The organism is Haloechinothrix halophila YIM 93223, assembly GCF_000504245.1.
GTDB lineage: Bacteria > Actinomycetota > Actinomycetes > Mycobacteriales > Pseudonocardiaceae > Haloechinothrix_A > Haloechinothrix_A halophila.
Window position 1 is genome coordinate 2,691,401 of sequence record NZ_KI632509.1, and the last position, 18,934, is coordinate 2,710,334.

General features: G+C 65.6%; 14 protein-coding genes and 2 pseudogenes. 3 read left to right on the plus strand and 13 right to left on the minus strand.

All coding sequences use genetic code 11. The features are described 5' to 3' along the window. Positions 1–34 precede the first annotated feature (34 nt). Positions 35–445: a DUF7669 domain-containing protein gene (locus AMYHA_RS27000; RefSeq protein WP_456236145.1), complete on the minus strand. Its 411-nt coding sequence runs from the start codon at positions 443–445 to the stop codon at positions 35–37. Between the two features lie 18 nt (positions 446–463). On the opposite strand from AMYHA_RS27000, the pseudogene AMYHA_RS27920 reads away from it, so the two are divergent. Both AMYHA_RS27920 and AMYHA_RS26400 read left to right on the plus strand, forming a co-directional pair. Next, positions 464–1,350, plus strand: a pseudogene (locus AMYHA_RS27920) (IS701 family transposase); the annotation flags it as partial. 539 nt (positions 1,351–1,889) lie between these two features. Continuing rightward, on the plus strand, positions 1,890–4,634 hold the full coding sequence (locus AMYHA_RS26400) for an amidase domain-containing protein (RefSeq protein WP_084037125.1): 2,745 nt from the start codon (positions 1,890–1,892) through the stop codon (positions 4,632–4,634). A gap of 355 nt (positions 4,635–4,989) precedes the next feature. On the opposite strand, the pseudogene ssb reads toward AMYHA_RS26400, so the two are convergent. The 10 genes and pseudogenes from ssb to AMYHA_RS27930 form a co-directional block, all read right to left on the minus strand. After that, a pseudogene (gene ssb, locus AMYHA_RS27925) lies at positions 4,990–5,244 on the minus strand (single-stranded DNA-binding protein); the annotation flags it as partial. Between the two features lie 52 nt (positions 5,245–5,296). Beyond that, the gene (locus tag AMYHA_RS12350; protein WP_034271135.1) at positions 5,297–5,911 is read right to left on the minus strand and encodes a hypothetical protein; all 615 of its coding nucleotides are present in this window, start codon (positions 5,909–5,911) and stop codon (positions 5,297–5,299) included. Then, positions 5,908–7,788, minus strand: a complete 1,881-nt coding sequence (locus AMYHA_RS12355; protein ID WP_051399813.1) for a TraM recognition domain-containing protein — start codon at positions 7,786–7,788, stop codon at positions 5,908–5,910. Before AMYHA_RS12355 ends, AMYHA_RS12350 begins: the two co-directional genes overlap by 4 nt. A 13-nt stretch (positions 7,789–7,801) precedes the next feature. Further along, entirely contained in the window at positions 7,802–8,950 is a 1,149-nt protein-coding gene (locus AMYHA_RS12360) for a C40 family peptidase (protein WP_034271138.1), read from the minus strand. A gap of 3 nt (positions 8,951–8,953) precedes the next feature. Then, complete coding sequence (locus AMYHA_RS12365) at positions 8,954–10,459, minus strand: ATP-binding protein (RefSeq protein ID WP_231104721.1); 1,506 nt, start codon at positions 10,457–10,459, stop codon at positions 8,954–8,956. Beyond that, on the minus strand, positions 10,456–11,955 hold the full coding sequence (locus AMYHA_RS12370; protein ID WP_231104722.1) for an SCO6880 family protein: 1,500 nt from the start codon (positions 11,953–11,955) through the stop codon (positions 10,456–10,458). Before AMYHA_RS12370 ends, AMYHA_RS12365 begins: the two co-directional genes overlap by 4 nt. Positions 11,956–11,963: 8 nt before the next feature. After that, entirely contained in the window at positions 11,964–13,304 is a 1,341-nt protein-coding gene (locus tag AMYHA_RS12375) for a hypothetical protein (RefSeq protein WP_034271144.1), read from the minus strand. 2 nt (positions 13,305–13,306) lie between these two features. After that, entirely contained in the window at positions 13,307–14,098 is a 792-nt protein-coding gene (locus AMYHA_RS12380; RefSeq protein WP_034271146.1) for a hypothetical protein, read from the minus strand. A gap of 49 nt (positions 14,099–14,147) precedes the next feature. Continuing rightward, positions 14,148–14,447, minus strand: a complete 300-nt coding sequence (locus AMYHA_RS12385; protein ID WP_034271148.1) for a hypothetical protein — start codon at positions 14,445–14,447, stop codon at positions 14,148–14,150. Further along, entirely contained in the window at positions 14,444–15,838 is a 1,395-nt protein-coding gene (locus AMYHA_RS27930; RefSeq protein WP_231104723.1) for a hypothetical protein, read from the minus strand. The genes AMYHA_RS12385 and AMYHA_RS27930 overlap by 4 nt, the downstream gene beginning before the upstream one ends. Before the next feature lie 645 nt (positions 15,839–16,483). Here AMYHA_RS27930 and AMYHA_RS12395 point away from each other — a divergent pair. Next, complete coding sequence (locus tag AMYHA_RS12395) at positions 16,484–16,903, plus strand: hypothetical protein (RefSeq protein WP_034271151.1); 420 nt, start codon at positions 16,484–16,486, stop codon at positions 16,901–16,903. Positions 16,904–16,919: 16 nt separating this feature from the next. Here the strand turns inward: AMYHA_RS12395 and AMYHA_RS12400 are convergent, their stop codons facing one another. Together AMYHA_RS12400 and AMYHA_RS12405 are read right to left on the minus strand one after the other, a co-directional pair. Next, positions 16,920–17,822, minus strand: coding sequence for an MBL fold metallo-hydrolase (locus AMYHA_RS12400; protein ID WP_051399814.1), 903 nt, complete (start codon positions 17,820–17,822; stop codon positions 16,920–16,922). A gap of 24 nt (positions 17,823–17,846) precedes the next feature. After that, on the minus strand, positions 17,847–18,929 hold the full coding sequence (locus tag AMYHA_RS12405; RefSeq protein ID WP_034271154.1) for a hypothetical protein: 1,083 nt from the start codon (positions 18,927–18,929) through the stop codon (positions 17,847–17,849). Positions 18,930–18,934: the final 5 nt, after the last annotated feature.

An 18,934-nucleotide genomic window follows, 5' to 3' on the forward strand; every position in this document is an offset into this window, starting at 1 on the left:
GGACGACTCGTAGGCGAAAGCCTGTTTCGGATGGTCATTGACGAGTTTCCCGTGCAAGTCGATACCGCCCCCGATCAACCCGCTCGAGATCGTCGTAGGTGGTGGCGGCGTTGTCAGGAGCGTTGGTGCACATATGTCCAGTGATCATGGTGCGGATAGTGGACTCGGCGTAGTTGCTGCCACGTCGAGTCATCTCGGCCACTACTTCGGTCGGCGTGAACGTGCTGCCGCCGGATCGGTTCAGGATGTCTTGCACCGCGTCGAGAATCTGCGCGCGAACACCGCCTGGGCTCCCCATCGCATGCTGCGCTATGCCTGGCTCGCGCACAGCGACGGGCTCGGCGACGTCGGAAGCCAGTGCGCTTGCGCCTACATCCGGCGGTCCGGCGAACGAATCCACGGTGTAAACAGACAGGCGTAAGGCGGAGTCGACGTCGATGACCATCAATCGGCGGGCGGTGACGCCACCAGCCGTGGTCACGCTTTGATTGACCGTGCCCTGTACCTGCCGAGATCCTGGTCCGACGATCCAGATCGGCGGGCCGCGGCCGGGGTGCCCGACGACGTGACGTTCGCGACCAAACCCGCGCTCGCGAAGGAACTGATCGTGGCCGCGCTCGACGGTGGCGCCGCAGCGGACTGGGTCGCCGGCGATGAGGTCTACGGCGCCGACCCCGGGCTGCGCGAGGAACTGGAGCAGCGCCAGGTGGGCTATGTACTGGCCGTGGCCTGCAGCCACCCCGCTACCACCGCCGCCGGAAAGCAGCGCGCCGACCACATCGCTGCCCGCCTGCCCAAACACACCTGGCAGCGGCTGTCCGCCGGAGCAGGATCCAAGGGCAGCGGTTCTACGACTGGGCCTGGATCACCATCGACACTGACGCTGACCGCCCGGGGCAGCGCTGGTTGCTGATCCGCCGCAACAGCAGCACCGGCGAGCTGGCGTTCTACCGTTGCTACGCACCCGAACCGGTGCCGCTGGCCACCCTAGTGCGCGTTGCCGGTCGTCGTTGGACCGTGGAGGAATCCTTCCAAGCCAGCAAGGGCCTGGCCGGGCTCGACCAGCACCAAGTCCGCCGCTGGACCTCCTGGCACCGCTGGACCGTACTCGCGATGTTCGCCCACGCATCCCTAGTCGTACTCGCCGTCACCGAACGCGCCGCGGCTCCTGCACCCGACGGCCTGATCTCGCTGACCTGCAACGAGATCCACCACCTGTTCAACGTGCTGATCGCCCAGCCGATCAGCAGCATCTGGCACCGACTGACCTGGTCAACCTGGCGACGACGACACCAACACCGCGCCAGAACCAGCCACTACCGACGCCAAGCCGAACCGGCAGCACCATGAAAATCACGATCTACGGCTGTCGTATTAGGCAATTCGACTGTCGACCCTTGCCCCCTACGGCGCCAGCAGGCAGTATGACCCGGACGTAACGCCTAGGGGAGGAATTATTGGCTTGAGTGACCTATCCCGCTCGATCCGACACAGTCGGGCATCTTCACGCCTCGGCACTCGCGGGCTAAGCGCTCTCCTACTCGGACAGACCGGCGCCAGTGCGCTGGCATTGTGCTGGTTGATACTTCAGTGGATAACAGTTTCAGGAGTTTGCGAAGATCTAATCGAAACTATTGGCGGAACACTAATAGCTTCGAATAAGACACTCGCGGGAGTCCAATGTGAAATGAGAGGTGCTCGTGGCGGCGCAGTTCCGTTCAACATCCCGCTTCTCCCGATGTTCATTGCTACTATGCTAGTTTCTTCCAGCGCAATCCTAGGATTGATCGCGCTGCGGCGGCTCCGCAAGCAGTAAACTCGACGCCAGAGGGGGATTCACATTGCTTAGATCAACGAGGGGATGGCTTTCTGCTGCCCTTGTACTTCTGATGACAATCAGTTTCCTGACGCCAACCCAAGCCTTTGCAGTATTCGATTACCACACAGTCAATAGTCAACAGGGCAAGCGGGAGACGCACAAGAAAACCAAAGTTGTACAGTTATCGCATCCGGTATCTATACGCCACGCCTTAGAAACTGGAGCTGCTCACAAAGCTGAGATCGTGGAGTACAGATTCGGCAACGGCGTTGCCGGTGGTCTATTTCCCACACCCGGAGCGAGCGCCCAAGATGATGCCCGCTGGGTGAAGTCTGCTTTTGACGACAAGTATGGCGTTGCTCCGGTTGTTTCAGCCATTGTCGTCAAGCATAACGTCAACGCAAGCGTCCTAATAGATAAGCTACGAAAGCGGCCTTCAAAGAAGGGGATGAAGGCTCCTACGATACGGGGACGCCGCCCGAAGCAGAACTCTGATACGAACATCACAGGACAGTCGGCGAGCGGTCAAGACATACCGGGACATTTTCCCTCGTACTGGTTTGGATTCACACAGAGCGCTGTCCGCTCAGGCGAAGAGATGCGAGCATCCGTGAGCAGGTTCATATGGGAGGGAGATTACGGCGCAGACCCCGACTTGAATCCCGATGACTGGGGACTTGAAATCGGAATCACACAGTGGAATCACGATCTCGCCGACAGCACTAGGCCGTACTGTGCTTTCGATGGAGGAGATTCTGATTACGATTTCTGGTCGCAGACGTGGGAAAGTGACGGGATACTGTGGAGCACCAATGTACCGTCCAGCGCACGACCCTATCCGGATAACGTCATTTCACTCGACTCATGCCAAGCGAACTCGTTGGAAATGGGAATCGGGTATCCGGACAAGCTAACCCAAGATGTGTTATATACGGCTGATATTGAGGCTCGACCCGGGACCCAACTATCGTCGCCAATTTCAGCAACTGTTTCGCTGGTTTCAAATGACTGCATCGAACCCCGTTCGACCTGCATGGGTCTCAATACCGACCGGAATCCCCCTGTTGACAAGCACTTCAGCTTCGTGAACAAGAGTCGAGAGTACCGTGCTCCTGGTTGCTACATGATGGCAGACGGAGAGTCAGCTCCCCACTACACATCTGGCGACAATCTTGACCTTCAGACTGAATGCACTTGGCATTCCGACAATCGACCTGAAGGGGATGTTGAGAATCCTACCAGGAAGAACCTCGAGACATTTATAATGGACTATCGCCGGACCATTCCAGAAGGAGAGGACACTAACGAATTCCGATGGGATGCCAACAGCGAAGCCGAGATCGCAGATATTGTCTCCTTGATGAGGAAAGCATACGGCAGCGGCACCGAATCTGCTAGGGTGGCAGCTGACGAGGCACTGGAAGCTTACGGATATGAACTTGAGTTCATGACCGACACGGTCACCGAACGCAACTACCTTGTCTTCTATGAGGACAATCCATCCAGACGTCATTGGGGACTCTACGTACTCCGTTACGACACCACTTCGTCCCCTGCGCATCAAGTGGTTGAGGTGCCGCACCCCGTTACCGATCCTACTACCGCCGACCTCGGCGCTAAAATGTTCGTTGACGTAGACGCGAAGATGTTTGCGATGGCAGGCTCGAACCGTTACAACAGTACACTTCGTCGAACCGATTCTGACGGTACTGTATATGAGAATAGCAGGGTTTCAGACATGGCGCGGAGTTACGAAAGCTTGTTCCATAAGGTGCATACCAACTTCACAATGGGCGATTGGAACAGTTCGTATTATGACACTGTACCGGAAGACTCAAAGCCGGAATGGAGTCCGACTCACGTCATCCAACTCCATGGCTACGAGGACCGCGAAGGTCGGGAGAGCTATCCGGATGTCGTACTCAGTAACGGAAGCTGTCAACCGCACGCCAAGTTGAGGAGCTTCGCTGCGCGTCTGAATGGCAGAGACATATCTGCTGATGTTTTTGAAGGCGATACGGAGTGCTCAGAAGCGTCAAAGAACTATCCTGATTTGGGTGCAACAATTAACCCGCAAGGTAAGCACACACGCAAAAAGGGGGGCTACTTCTATCATGTCGAGGCCAGTGTGTCCCTGCGTGCCAACCTCAGCCGCTACCACCTCATGACGAAGGTGCTAGGTGAGACGCTCTTCTATGGCCACACTGGACGGCCGGCACGTATTGCCTCCTCGCCATCGTACGATTCCGAAGCAGCCGCATCCTATGCTCGCACCTATGCGCTAGATTACAACAGTAACTACAATAGCTGGAGCGAACGAGATGCGAGTGAGGGCGGCGATAGCCCGAACTTCGCCAGTCAGGCTCTCGCGGCTGGTGGATGGAAACCATATGCACCAGTAAACGAGCAACCCGACGATCATAAAGGCAGCGTATACTGGTACTATCGTGAGCCGTATTATGAATCAACCTGGTCCTGGTATAATGCGGCGCTCTGGAACTCGTTTGCGAAGAAGTCCGGTCGGGTCCGGAAGATTAACTATCTGAGCGACATTGAAGTTGGAGACATTGTGCAAATGTCGCTCCCTGATTCAAAGAACTACGAATATCGTTCAATGATTGTCACGGGATTTGACGATCGTGGCCCTCTTGTGAGCTACCATTCACCTGATAGGCTCAATGTTCCTTTATGGAGGATTGTCCGAACGAAGAACCTTAGTTGGACGGACTCTGATGGTGCGACGACGCACTACCCAACCCGGGCGTTTTCAGCGTGGCGCACAGTGAGTGTGAGCGCCCACAATCATCAGGGTTAACGGATGCAACCTCGGTTTCGGCGGGCCGCTGAGCCACCTACGCAAATAGGCCTGAGCTAGAGATGTCGGCGGCTGGAGGCTGACTAACGCCGCGCGTTGGTCGATGGGACGACCCGGGTCCGGGCATCCTGGAAGGGTGGGATGCCCGGGCCCGGGGAGCGGCCTGCGCGGTCGGGGCGCGCGGCGCTCGGGTCATGTGGCTGGCGCTTGGGCCGGATGGCATGTCCGGGGGCAGCGTGACGGGCTATGTCCGTCTGCCCCGGGACTCAATCGGTCAGAACGGCGGCTCCCCGGCGGCTGCTTCTGCGCCTGTTTCCCACGATGACTCGCCGGATCCGGTAGCGGAGCTTCACTTGACCTTGTTGATGGTGGCGGTGGCGAACCGCAGCGATGGGGCGATCTCGTCGACGTCGAGCTCGACGACGGTCCGCTGGTCGCCTTCCTTGGTCTCGAACGAGCGCTGCTTGAGCCTGCCCTGCACGATCACGCGGGATCCACGGGTCAGCGACTCGGCGACGTTCTCTGCCGCCTGGCGCCAGATGTTGCAGCGCAGGAACAGCGCCTCGCCGTCCTTCCATTCGCCGTGTGTCGCAGCCCGCTGGGATGCAATCGGTTTGCCTGGCGGCGCCTCGAGTTCGGCACGTTCGCGGTCATCATGCCGATCACCTTGCCTGGTCGATGACGGCGGCGTGCTGCCCGGCAGCAAACCGGTTCTCCCGCGGCGGGGCTCCGCCGTCTCGATGGTCGCCGTCGAGGCAGTCGGCGTGCACCCAGTCTCGCGTGAGGCGGTCGGCAAAAGCCGGCCGCCATTGGTGCAGCCAGGACTGGGACTCGCGAGCGCTGGCCGACGGCCCGATGTTGGCCGCGCGCCAGCTGTAGGCAAGCGCGGCGACTTCCATCGCCAGCCCAGGATGCTGCTGCCAGCACGCAGGGATTGGTTTGGACCTGCTGCCCTCGGTGCCGACGAAAGTGGCGTTATACCACGTCACGAAGTTCTCGACCGTGACCGGCGGATCCTGGCCGGCGGCAGGTTCGTCCTCGACAGCTGCGGGCGGGAAGAACCACACCCATGCCGCCGGTGCGGCCCGGTCCTCCTCCTGTTTCTCGGCTGCTGGTGAGTCAGCCATGGTTTTCGCCAGCTTGTTGATCCGCCCTTCGAGCCGACGCTGCGCTTGCGCGACAGTGCCGACGATCTCGGTGATCGCGGCGATCTGCTTGTCCCGTTCGCCGTGGTCATGGCCAGTCGTGCGACGCTCGTACTCGGGTAGTTCCGTCATGGGTAAGTACCCGTCTGGTGCGTGCCCGACTCGCGCGGCCCACTCGATGAGGCCAGCGCGAAACCGTCGGGCCCGACCGGCACTTCCCCGTGGCGCACCGCCGTGATGTGGTCACGAATGCGTGGCCAGTCGCTGCGCTCTTTCACGTCCACCGTGTATCCGAGAACCGGGTCGAGGTGGCGGTGGATCACCAGCACTCGGCCGCGTCGGATGCGGCGCACATCGCCGGGTCGGTAGGTCGGGACGGTCTCGGTGCCGACCGCAGTGCGGCCTGGACTGAAAGCCCCGGTGGATTGCTGTTGATAACGACGCCGTTCGTGGTGGCCGGTCAACATGGACACCCATTCCAGGGTCCGCTGGTCCTTGATCCCGCCCCACACGCTCAGCGTCGTTGTGTTGTCCAATAGCTGGCGTGTGCGCTGCGGGGTGAACGCGTCCTCGAGCGCAGCCATGGACTGCGCACCCCAGTGGATCAGCACGCCTCGACCAGCGGAATCGGAGATGATGTCCGGAAGTTGCGGCACCGGGGTCGCGTTTGTCAACTCGTCCAGAATCGCGGTGCAGGGCGGGTCCAGGCGCCGGTGGGGTGTGTGCGGAGTTATCTCCTGCGCGGTGGTCAGCCAGTGCTCGACGAACGCGGTCAGGATCGGCGCGACCTGCGCGGCTTGGTGTTGTCCGGCGATGATGTAGAGCGAGCCGTGCTGGGCGATGAACCTGCGAACGTCCAAGCCTTCGCCTGGGCGAGGGGTGCACAGCCTCCGCAGCCGCTGGTCCATCAGCGGCTCGACGACCCGGCGCACCGACATCCACACCGCATCCGACGTCTCGGCGACCATGCCGATCTCACTGCGCAGGTTGCGGGCGTGCTCGACGTATCCCGCCTGCTGGAGCAACTTCACCGGCTCCTGGTCGGTGGGGCTGGACATCGCCCACCGCACCAGATCCCCAACGTCGCGGTGATGGATGGCCGCAGCGAGCAAATACGCCTGCAACACTACCTTCGCTCGGTCCCTGAACACCTTGTCGTTGCCGCCGACGTGCGCCAGCCCGACCGAGGCGGCTTCCACCATCGTGTGCGCGCGGCGGTAGGCGACGTCGGTGTCCTCGCATCCCTCGATCGGTGACCAGAACAGCTGCGCGGGCCAGGGAACCGCGCCAGTCGCGTCGTAGACCAGCACTGGTCCACCGTGGAACCGCATCGTGCGCAGCAATGCGGAGAACTCCAGCAGGTCCGGCTTCGTGGTCGAACACAGCAGCGCGCCGGGGGCGTCGATGGCCTTGTGCACTAGATCGCGGCGTGACTTACCGGACTGGGTCGGCGCGAGCGTGCCTGTCGGGGACTCCAGCGGCGTGCACATCGGCAGCCGATGTGGGGACAGGTGCAGCGGCGCGGCGACCTCCTTGAGCGGTGCCCGACGCACCTGCCCCGGCGGCAGGCCCGGCCGAGTCCACTCGGCGGTCCTGCGGGCTGCGGATACGGACAGCTCCTGCCGGATGTCCTCGCGGGTGGCGTGTCCGGCCTGCGTTGGGCCGATTCGTCGCCACAATGGCACCGCGACGCCGAGCACGGCCCCAACCTCGAGCACCAGCAGCAACACGATGATCGACCAGTACCAACCCGTCCGCCCGGATAGCGCGCGCGACCAGGGCGGTCCGAGTGCGTCGCCTGGCTGCCCGGGGTTCGTCATGATGCCGAACACCCCGGACGGCCAGGATCCCACGCCCGGCATCGACCACGGTCCCCCGACCAGCGTGGTCGTCACGGCGACTCCGAGCATCAACACGCCGGTCAGGGCGATGAGCATTGTCAGCACGGCGATCAACAGCCCTATCAGGGCCAGGTCTCGATCGGTCGTGGGTGAGATGGTCTGCCTCATGTCCGTGAGTCCCTCAGCGTGATGGTGCATGATCGCCGCCAACAGCGATGCGTCGGATAGCCACGACGTTGGGTGCCCAGGCATCGAAAGTTTCGAGGATCACGCCCGTTGAGCTGTCGTAGGCGTTGACCACGACGCCGTGCCCGGCGTACATCCCGACGTGGCGTGGATTGGTGGGTGAGCCGAGGCTGCCGGGGATGAACAGCAGATCACCGGGTTGGATCTGGTTCAGTGATCCCACCGCCACGCCGTCGTGGCGCTGCGTGGTGGTGGTGCGTGAGATTCCGACGCCAGCGTTCGCCCACGCGGCCTGCATCAAGCCGGAGCAGTCGAAGGCATCTGGTCCGGTGGCGCCCCAGACATAGGGCTTGCCTAGCTGGGCAAGGGCATAGGACACGGCAGCGGACTGCGCTGGGTCAATGGGCAGCTGGAAGTCGTTAGGGAGCTTCTGGGGGTCGAGTGGCAGGTCCGACCCGCCCTGGTCTGGGCATCCGCCGTGGGTGAGATTGACTTGCTGCATCGGTGATGTCTGGCCCGGCGGCGCTGGGGGTACTGGGTTGTCCGGGCCCTGCCAGTAGCGGGCGACGATCTCCGCGGCGACGGGTTCTTGCGGGGCGTAGCGGTCAGGAAAGCCGGATCGTTGAACAGCTTGCGCAGCCACGCCCGGCGGCATGGTGTGCCAGCCGGGTAGTGCGATCAGGTGGTCATAGAACGTGTTGGCGGCATACGGCGGGTGCAGGATTTCCTCGCGCGATCCCCAACCCTGGCTAGGCCGCTGCTGAAACAACCCCAGGGAATCGCGGTCACCGTAGGACAGATTGCGCAGCTGCGACTCCACCATCGCGGCCGAGACCGCGATGACCGCGGCCCGCTTGGGCAGCGTGCGCCGGACCGCGATGGTGACGATGGTTTGCGCGTTGGTCAGCTGCTCCCCCGTCCATTGCTGGTTACCGATGTGTTGGGTGCTGCCGCCCGGTCCGAAGTCGGCCAACGGATGCTGAAAGCCGCAGTTGGCCTCCGCGGCAGCAGTGACGCCGATGGCACTGCCTTGCGTCGCCATGAAGACCGTGCCCAACAACAGCGCGGGCATGACGAGCACGAGGTAGACCGCCAGGGCGATCCCGGCGATCAGAGCGGTCTTGACGCCCCCAGCGGTACCCATCGGCTATTCCGCCTGCCGTGTGCGCAACTGCGCGTTCGTGTCGAAGATCCGCTTCTCAGCGCGCGAGAGCACGGTCTGAACCTTGTAGCCGGGGTTGTTCTCGATCTTCCACAGCGCCCGGCCGACACGCTCCATGGCCCAGTCGGCGGTGACGTCCTGTTCGCGCTCGCTCAGGGCGAAGTCCTCGGCGAGCTCGTCGGCCACCCTAGTGCTCTGTCCGAAGAGGATTCTGGTTGAGCACAGGGCGAGCAAGTCCTTGGCGATGGCCACTTCCTGCGAGCCGAACGCGCCCACCGACAACGGGTCGGACGGCTTGTGCATGACCAGGATCTGGATCTTCTTCTCCGCGCGCGACAGCCGCAGATCGGAGTCCACGGCTTGCACCGCGCGCAGCCCGAGCCGCATCTGCCGCCACACCTCGTCGCGCACCACGATGCGGATCTCGCCGTCGTCCTGGAGGTCGGTGACCATCGACGACCACGACCCAAGGCAGGTCAGCGCGACGGCCACGGCCTGATCGCCGCGGGAGCGCAGCAGCGACAGATCCATCGACTGCACCGGGGCGTCCCAGTCGAGCTCGAAGTTGGTCTGCTCGTCGAACAGACCCGACAGTGGCCCGCTGATCAGGTTGCCGAGCGCGTCGGTGATCGGGCGCAGCGCGTCGAGGAACTGCCGGCGGTCGGCGAAGCGCATCCCATCCCAGAGCTCCTGGTCCGGATCGGCGAGCTGGCGCTGCACGTCGGGAATGGTCACCGGGGTCAGCGCGGTGTAGCCGTCGTGCGCCCCGACCAGCCGCCGCAGCACCGCCGAGAGCACGGCCTCATCGGTCACCGTCGGCCGGTAACCCTGCGCCTCGGCCAGCGCGACCAGCAGTTTCACCCACCGGCCGAGCACGCCCTCGAGCTCTTCACGCTGCCGCGCGACCGACCAGCCGTCCCACCGCGTGCGCAACGGCCCGAGGTCGAGGGCGTTGAGCCGCGCCTGGCTGCCGCGGCCCAGCGCGATCGGCGTGATGCCCAGCGCCCGCAGCAACGGCGAGTACTCTCCTTTGACGTCCCCGCTGATCAGGGTCTTGACCCCGAACAACATCATCCGCAGCAGAAACGCGACGACGGTGCTGGACTTGCCGCGGCCCGGCTCGCCGAACACCACGCAATTCGGGTTGGTGGCCAACCCGCGCAACACCCACTCGATGGGGTGGGCGTAGAACGCGCCGCCGCTCAACGTGTCGTAACCGATGCGGGCGCCCACTGCGGGAATGCCGTTGGCGGCCAGCAGCGGGAACAGCCCGCCGATCTCCGAGGTGGCCGCTTGGTAGACCGCCAGCGGCGCTTCCACTGGCGACCAGCCCTCGCCGGGCAGGGTGCGACCGCGCCGCGGCGCGATCGGCCGGTTGACCCGGTCCCGGCCGCGGCGCTTGTTCTCCTCGGGTGGTTTCGTCGTCGGCGGGGCGCCGAAGGCACCGAGCAGTTCGGCCGCGCTGCGCTCGCCCGTCTTGCTGCGGCTCACAGCAGACCTCCTCGCTGGCGGGGCAGTCCGACCCCGACCGGCAGCACGGCCACCACGAACGTCGAGTCCTGGGCGAGGTCGAGCCGGAGCAGCCGGAACCGGCCGGAGGCGTCGTTCTCCAGGTGCGCAGCGTGGTCCTCGATGTTCCAGGTCCGGGGCACCGTGACCGAGGCCGCGACAGCGAAACGCACCACGCTGTGGCCGGCGGCGACCGCCCGTTCCTGTGCACGGGCACCGGACGCCTCACGCTCGTCCATTGCGGTGGTGTTGAAACCCTTGCTGCGCTTCCAGTCGGTCATCACGTTCGACCGAAACCGGTTGCCCTGGACCGCGCGGTGCGCCCGACGGGAGTCCAGCACCTCGTAGTGGATCGCCAGCGTGCGCCGCTCCCCCGCGGTACGCACCGCCAGCAGCGGCCCTAGTGACCCGAACACCGTGCCCGCCTCCGGCATCAACACGGTGTAGGCCACGGACGTGAACCCGTCGTGGGTGTAGGAGCGCGGCGGCGGGGGTGGCGCCTCGGTCGGCCCGGCGGCCGCCTTCTCCAGGCCCCGTCCAGGCACGCCGCGTTCGTGCGCGGTGGCCAGCACCGCGCGGGCGGCCGGGTTGAACCCGGTGCGCAGGGCCTCGGCCATGCCGGCGCCGTCCAGCCACTCCACGGTCTGCACGCCGAGCGCCTTGAGCGGGTCCTCCAGGCCGTCAAGCACCCGATAGAGCGCGTGCGCCCGGCCGGCCACCCCGCCGCCGGCAGCGGCCGCAGGCTTGCGCAGTTTGGCCTCTGGGCCGGACACGGTGACGAACAGTTCGTGCCGGACGCTGACGTTGCCGATGGTGCGGTCGAGCTCGTTGGAGGCCTGCCGGGACAGGCCTGGAGCGTCGGGCACCTCGTGGTCGCCGCGCCACACCTCGTACTCAGTGCCGTCGTCGGGAACCGTGCGCACCAGCAGGCACATCCGGTCGATGACCTCGCGGTGCCCCAGCGACAACAGCAGGTTCCCGAGCCGGGAGGCGAGCCGTTCGCACTGCTCGGTGGACAGCATCCCGACCCCGGAATGGGTCAGGCGGGCCGTTGCGCCCCACCGGCCTTCGGCGGTGTCGTGGATCAGGCACACCCGCCCGGCGTCCTTGAACTGCGGGCCGTCCGGGAAGCTGATGCGCTGGAGCACACCGGGCAAGTCGGGTTCGTCCGGGTCGACCGAGGCGCCGGCGGCGGCTTTGGACTGCCACCGCGACCAGCCGGTGACGATGCCGACTTGGTACAGCACCAGGTGCCACAGCCAGCGCAACGCCGGACGGCCCCGGACCGGGACCATGACCAGTGCGGCGATGGTGCCGCAGATCAGCAGCAGGATCGCCGCGTCGGCGAACTGGCCCGCAGAGACCGTCCACAACACCGGCACCGACAGCGCGATGCACACCAGCACCTGCACCGGGGTCAAGCCCATGATCCAGCCGGAGTGCTCACGCCGGTTGAGCCCGCGGTAGATGCGAGGCATGGCCGAGGTCATACGATCACCGCCGCTTCTTCTGCTTCACCGGCCGCGGCGCCTCCGCCGCCACTGCCGCCGGACTTCGGACCAGACCCGCCGTCCCCGCCGTGCGGGGGTGAGGGCTGGCCACCGCCGCTGTCGGGCGGTTCGGGAGGTGGCGGGTCCTCGTCGCCGCTGCCGGCGCCGCCGGGGCCACTGCTGCGGCTGGAGGACACGACCTGCCCGCTGTTGGCCGGCGATGGAGCTGCCGCGCTGCCGTCCGCGTTACCGCCACCGGTGCCTCCGGTGCTCTGACTGGAGGCCGAATCCTGGTCGTCGCCGTCGGCGGAGTTGCCGACCCCGGACTTGTCCATCGAGCCGCCTGCGTGGTCGGCGATCGCCTCGTCGAACCGGCTGGTGTTGGCGTCTTCCTGCGCGCCACCGCCTCCGCCGCCTCCGGCCGCGCCAGCGGCGAGTATGGCGGGGTTGTTCGAGCCGTAGGAGTCGACTCCGACCCCGGACAGCGCGTCGCGGAAAGCCGCGCCGGCGTCGGATTCGGGGTCGATGAACGCGAACAATCTAAAAAGGACAAACGGTGCCAGCAGGGAGATGACCAGCACGCCGACCCCAGCCAGCAGGCCCGACAAGCCTTCGGAGCCGCCGGCGATGGCCACGCCGAGCACCAGCGTCATCGCTAGGACCGGTTTCATCGCGATGCAGGCCAGAAGCCATCGGCAGGTCTTCCAAAACCAGCTCGCGGTGACGTTGGCCAGCAGGCCCGCTGCGACGATCGGGATCGTAGCCACCAGCACGTAGATCGCGGCTTCGCGAAACAGCATCTCGAGCACGTAGCCGATCGCGGCCGGGAGCACCCCGATGAACGCACAGATGCCAAGCACGACTGCCGTGACGCCGTCGACCGCAGCGTCCCCGAAGCTGGTGTGGTCAAGCGCGTCAGTGAAGTTCTTGCTCTGGAGTCCGTACTGGAGGATGCCGGTGGTCAGCCCGTCTACCGCGGCCAGGAACCCGGCGACCATACCGACGGTGACCGCGAGCGCGATGCCGTACTGCACCGGGCCGCTGACGAGCCGGATGAACCCGCGGCCTCCGCGCAGGTTGGTCATGATGAGCTGCCAGAAGAACAGCCCCAAGGCCATGACGCCGCTGATCCAGAGCATCATCGGCCACAGGATCGAGACCGGGCCGGTTCGGGTGTCCACGGAGAACACCGAGAACTGATCGGCCAGGGAGAACGCGGTGCGCAGCACAGCCAGGCTGGCATCCCAGATCGCCTTCATGGCGGACTCGAAAGCGCTGGCGATCATCTCTTTGAGCGCGCCGCCCATGGCGTCGCCGATGTCGTCGAAGGGCCACATGGCTAGCTCAGCTCCCGGTAGCCGGCCTTGACGGCGTCGGCGCTGCCCGGCCAGGCGCTCGGTGCTGGCGCGGCCAACGTGCCTGCCGCGATCCGCCAGGCGATTCCGGTCCAGCGCATCGCCTGGCAGTCTCCGACACCGGCGGTCACGACCTGGCCTTGATAGTCCACCGAGAACTGACCGAGCACGCACACCACGACGTAGGTGCCGTCGGTGGCGGTGCCTTTGACCTGACCGTGGTTGACCTCGAAGGCGGCCGACAGTCCACTGACCGATCCCGTCGCGGGAAGCTCGGCGGTCGCTCGGAGCCTGGTCAGCAGCGAGAACAAGCCCGTTGAGTCGGGATCGGGAGCGCCTGCCCGTGACATATCCCTGTAGGCCCGGGCATAGACCTGCGGATCACCGGCGGCCAGTGCCGTCTCGTTGAGCGCCTTGAGCTGCCCGAGTGCGCCTTCCGGCGTGGGCGGGAACCCGCCAGGAATCCACCGCGCAGCAGTCACCCGGGGCTCGGGAACGTCGATCTCCGGACCTGCCGTCGCGGTGGTCATCGCCTGCGGCTGCGCTGCCTGGGCGGGCAACCGCACCATCGGACGTGCAGCCAGTGCGCGCTCCTCCGCATCGGTGTCGTTTGGTGTGACCGGCGTTGAGCTGCTCGACGCCGCCGATGAGGTAGCTGGTGCGGCTGGTGTTGCCGACGTCGTGTTGTCCGGGCAGGTCACACGGTGTGTGATCACCACTATGGCGATCCCGGTCACTACCGCAACGATCAGTACAGCGATGCCCGCCAAGGTCACTCCCGCGCGGTTTCGGGCCCGGTGTTCGGTAGGTGCCGACGTCATCGGATCAGCCCCCCGTTCCGGCGAAGTGCGAGATGAGTTGGTGTCCGATGCCGTAGAGCAGGGCGCCGCCGAGCGCGCAGAGCATCATGATCACGCCGATGCGGCCGGCACGGTGGTGATCGACCCACCTGCCGCCCGCCCACACCAGCAGACCGATGAAGAAGCCGACGAGCAAGGCGATGCCCGCGCCCCACTTGGCGTGGCCGACCGCTTGCAGGATCTTCTCGCTGCCTGGCGGTGCGACTGGTCCCGGATTCGGGATCTGTTGGGCAATGAACTGGGCTGTTTCGATGTGCTCGATCATGAGCGCCCCCTTATGTTCCAGCGTTTGGCCGTGGCTGCGGGCGCAGGGAGAAGACCCCAGTTGCGCAGCACCGGCGTGACTGCTTCGCGCAGGCGTGCCGGCGTGTGGGCGGACGTGATTCCGGCTGCGGCGAACTCGGCGTCGTAGGGCACGAACACCGCGTTCTCAACCAGTCCGGACACCCGGCGCCCCGCAGCACCAGCGACTCCCTCGGGCCAGCGCTTCGCGCCCATCACCACCAGTTGCACCGGTGCGATCACCGCGGCGCAGGCGACCCATGGGTCCAGCCGCGCCAAGATCTGCTCAGCGTGCAGCAGCGACGGCCGGGACGGCCGGACGACCAGTACCGGTCGCGGCTGGGGCGTTCCTCGCCGCAGCCATTCCCCTGCTCCGGAGAGCGGGTGCGCCGCGATTCGCCAGGGGTCGTGACCCAGGTCGACGACGGTCGCGTGCAGGTGCCGCACGGGTGGCCGCCAAAACCGTGGCGGCGGCACAGCGCCGGGCGCGACCACCGGCAGTGCGGTCTCAAGTCGCGCCAGCAAGGCCTGCGCACGCCAGGAATAGCGGATGTTGACATGCGGGTTCGGCCGGATGCGCCACGGGCCCTCCGACCGAGCCGCAATCGCCAGCCCCGACCGGGGCGGGTCAGCAGGGTCGACCATCAGCGTGCAGCGCTGCGACATCTGCAGCACATCAGCGAGCAGGGCGGCCAGCACCGACGCCCCGGCACCAGGCGAACCGGCCAGCACCGGGATGACGGTGCCGAAGCCGGACCAGTCGACTGGGTCAGACACCGTCGACGGCAGACCCTGACGTTGCATGGTGGCGGCGGCAGCGACCTTGGCGGACACAGGGCGGCCCGCGCCACCGTCGTGACTGGCGCCCTCGGCGGCGTTCTCCTGGCCCTGTTTGTCTCCGTGATCAGCGGGCATGTCGGCGTTGCCCTGGAGGGCGGGGGCTGCGGCGGCAGCCTCGGCGAGCATTCCGGCTTCCAGCGCAGCCACCGTGTCGGCGGCGGGCAGTTGTGGCCACGTTCGCCGGGCGGTCTGCGCGAGCTCGGCCTCGAGAGCACGCACGCACTCGGGATCGACTGGCGCGTGAGCCGGTCCGGCGAGTGGCATTGGTTCTCCCTCCGGGAGCGCGGCGGGGGCCACCGGTGCTTGGAGGTCTGGAGCACACCGCCGGTGGGTGGCGTGGTTGGCCGTATGCTCCGGCGATGCCATCGAGCTGGAGCTCGTCTGCGCGGCTTGCCGGGCCTCGCGCTCCGCTGCCGGTCCGCCGGGAGGCGGGGGCGGACGCAACCCATGCACGTGTGCGATGTCGCGGGGCAGTGCGGCCGCGGCGCCACGGAAACCGTTGCGCCCCAAGGGATTGTTCTTTGCTGCGGCCATGTGATTCTCCTTCCGCCGCGCGGGTGTAGTGACGTCGCTGCGGGTGATCTGGGCGCGCTGAACCAAGCCCTCGTGGTGATGGACACCGGTCGAGGCGCGGTAGCGAATGTCTGCTACACGCGCAGGCGGCACGTCCTGGCTGGTCGAATGCGAGGCAGAACGTGCGGCACCACGTCACGGCGTCCGAGTTCGAATATCACCACGTGACGGGGTGGCGATGGCCGGACCGTCATGCCGTGCCCGCTTGTCAGCGATTGGCGGACCGCTGACTCTGCTCCTGCGCATGCTTGGTTGTATCCGCCGTTTCGGACGGCGGTACCGTCGGCGCGGTCCTGCTACGAGGCGGCAGCTGGATCGCGAAGTCTGCGTGTTCGGTGTTGCACTGACACCTCCTGCGGTGCCGACGCCTACAGTCGGCTTTGCTTTGGCCACCACCACAGGTGACTCGATGATGCGCAAGCGGGTCCTGACCAGGACCTTCCGGAGATTACGTCCACGTCAGTTGCCGTCACGCTAGACTTAGGATATGCCTCATGCACAGAATGTCAACTGGTGTGGACGCAGTCGGGTTGATGATCTATGTTGGGCAACCAAGAGAGCACGGTGCGTCCGTGAGTTTCCGAATCGACTGAGGAGGCGGGTGCCGTGGCGGAGGCACTGACGCTGGCAGCCATCATCGACAAGCTCTTCCGAACCGTTAGGCGGGCCAACGGCAAAGAGCACTCCATGGAGGAGGTTGCACGCTGGTGCGCAGACTGGTTGCGGCGACGCGGCGAGGGCGGCACCTTTTCCAAGGAGTACGTCCGCCAGCTCCGCTCCGGCGTCAAGACCAACCCAACCAAGCGCCACTTGGAGTCGCTAGCTGCCTTCTTCGAAGTCGACCCGGCGATCTTTCTCGACAGTGAGCGATCAGCGGAGATTCAGGCGGATCTCGACTTGGCTGTGGCTATCCGCGACGCTGGCGTCTCAGCGCTGGCGCTGCGCGCGGTCAGCCTCACCCCTGATGATCGTCAGAAGGTCCTCGAACTCATGCAAAGTCTGCAGAACGACAAAGACCAGCAATAGCGACCGGGATGAGACGTCACAGATCCAGGCCGATCGGTGCGCCTCCGGCCGCCGAGGTCATGGCCTCCAGCGTCCCGGTGAAGTCCAGCGGGTAGTCGTGCGTCTCGGCATGGGCCACACGCAGATTGACGGTATGACGCTCGGCCTCCGCCCAATGCGGCCAACGCTGACAAGCCTGCCGGTGCAGCGCATCGAAGTCCGGTTCGTCGACGTCGGCCACCGCATCCAGCAGCCACCGCAAGTAGTCGGCGACCGTGCCGGTCACGTTATCGGCCGGGGTCGCCACCGGGCCGTGGCCGGGCACCAGATGGGCGGCAGGGAAGCCTTCCAACCATTCCAGCGCGTCCAGCCAGCCCAGGACCGATCCCGACAACGCCAGCGGAGTCATTCCGTGGAACAGCAGGTCACCGGTGAACAACACGCCCTCGGAGGCCACCCATACCACCAAGTCTCCCGCGGTGTGGGCCGTCTGCGGCACGGGCAGCACTTCGACGTCGACCGTTCCGGTGCTCACGCTCAGCGGCGCGGCGACCGTCTCGATCGCCGGTGGCGGCGTGATGTCGCCCCAGCCCGAGCAGCAGATAAAGGTTTCCGGGTAGGTGTGCGGCCCGGCGGCGATTTCCCGTGCGGCGGCTGAGGTCGCCAGCACCCGGCCTCCACCCCGGGCGACCAGCCCGGCGCCGTTGACGTGGTCGCCGTGGGCGTGCGTCAGCGCCGCCACCACAGGTGCACCGGGATACCCGGACGAACGTGCCGCCGCGAGCAGTGCCCGTGACCGCACCTCGGTAGCGCAGGTGTCAACCACGACAGTGTTCTCCGGACCGCAGATCCAGCCCGCGTTGTTGACGAACCAGCCGCCGCGCTGGCACCACGCCGACGTATGCACGCCGAGGGATACGGAGAAGGCGGTGGTGGCCACGATCCGTCAGCCTCCCGGTTGGGCTCAGTCGCGGTCTGCAAGGGTGACTCGGCACAGCACGTGATGCGGATCGCCGCTGGAGATCCGCAGGCCGGTGCCAGTGAACGCCACGGTACGCCAGCCACCGTCGATCGCGGCGAACCGCACCCGCACCGGGCCGACCGCGCCACTGGGTTGCGCGACGGTGTCCTTGAGGAAGTTCCGCAGGGCCCGCATGTCGTCAGGATGCATCATCTCGGGCAGATGCCGGTGCGCAGGGAGCTTGACCCCGAGCTCGCGAAAGTTCTTCGAGGTCAGGTAGATGTGCTCGTACTCCGTGTCGATCGCGCACAGCGGATCCGCCGCCAATGCGAATGCCGCATCCATGACGCCGGCGGTACTCGGCGGCGGCGCGTCGGCGACGTCGGCCACGCGGACGCTGACGCCTCGGAACCACTTGTCGGTCCCGTGGTCGGCGACGTAGCTGCGGCCGGACAGCCGGAGTCGGTGGACCTCTCCTGTGGCTGGCGCGCGAACCCGGTAAGAGTGAATGAACAGCGCGTCCGTCTCGGCGTGGATGAAGGCGTCGAGCACCCGGCGCATTTCCGCACGGTCGCTGTCGAGGATCAGCTCGTCGAGCCACTGTGGACCCTCCCACCATTGCCACTGGGGCGCATCTGGCATGTCGGACCCTGGCCTAGGCATCCCGTAGACGTCGTAGAGGGTTGGTGACCAGTAGGTACGCATTTGCTGGTCAGGACCGGGCGGTGTGACCCGCCACTCCCAGCTCCCGATCATCGGCTCGGGCGGAAACTCCGTGTCATTGGGGCCGTAACAGCCCAGGATGGCGAGTGGTTGCTCGCTAACGGGACCCTTAATCGGCGTGACCCGCGTTCGCCAGAACCGGCCTGCGTGGCGCGCGCTGTCGGTGCGCGTGTGACCATCGACGGCGGCATTGCGCATCCGCGGGATCAGCACCTGTCGGGCGGTCGGGTCCAGCGCTGTGCGTGGCGAGGTGCCCCGATACAATGCGGACCCGATCGACAGCAACTGAAGGCGGGCGTCGATCAGCACCCATTCGTTCGCATGCTGTTGCTTGGCCGCCTCCGTCGGTCCCTTGCTTGCCATCGACT

Coding starts and splice junctions, on each gene's coding strand:
- AMYHA_RS12375 (WP_034271144.1), bottom strand. CDS start 13,304: ATGTGGCCCTTCGACGACATCGGCGACGCCATGGGCGGCGCGCTCAAA.
- AMYHA_RS12350 (WP_034271135.1), bottom strand. CDS start 5,911: ATGACGGAACTACCCGAGTACGAGCGTCGCACGACTGGCCATGACCAC.
- AMYHA_RS12370 (WP_231104722.1), bottom strand. CDS start 11,955: ATGCCTCGCATCTACCGCGGGCTCAACCGGCGTGAGCACTCCGGCTGG.
- AMYHA_RS26400 (WP_084037125.1), top strand. CDS start 1,890: ATGACAATCAGTTTCCTGACGCCAACCCAAGCCTTTGCAGTATTCGAT.
- AMYHA_RS12385 (WP_034271148.1), bottom strand. CDS start 14,447: ATGATCGAGCACATCGAAACAGCCCAGTTCATTGCCCAACAGATCCCG.
- AMYHA_RS12360 (WP_034271138.1), bottom strand. CDS start 8,950: ATGGGTACCGCTGGGGGCGTCAAGACCGCTCTGATCGCCGGGATCGCC.
- AMYHA_RS27930 (WP_231104723.1), bottom strand. CDS start 15,838: ATGGCCGCAGCAAAGAACAATCCCTTGGGGCGCAACGGTTTCCGTGGC.
- AMYHA_RS12355 (WP_051399813.1), bottom strand. CDS start 7,788: ATGAGGCAGACCATCTCACCCACGACCGATCGAGACCTGGCCCTGATA.
- AMYHA_RS12405 (WP_034271154.1), bottom strand. CDS start 18,929: ATGGCAAGCAAGGGACCGACGGAGGCGGCCAAGCAACAGCATGCGAAC.
- AMYHA_RS27000 (WP_456236145.1), bottom strand. CDS start 445: ATGGTCATCGACGTCGACTCCGCCTTACGCCTGTCTGTTTACACCGTG.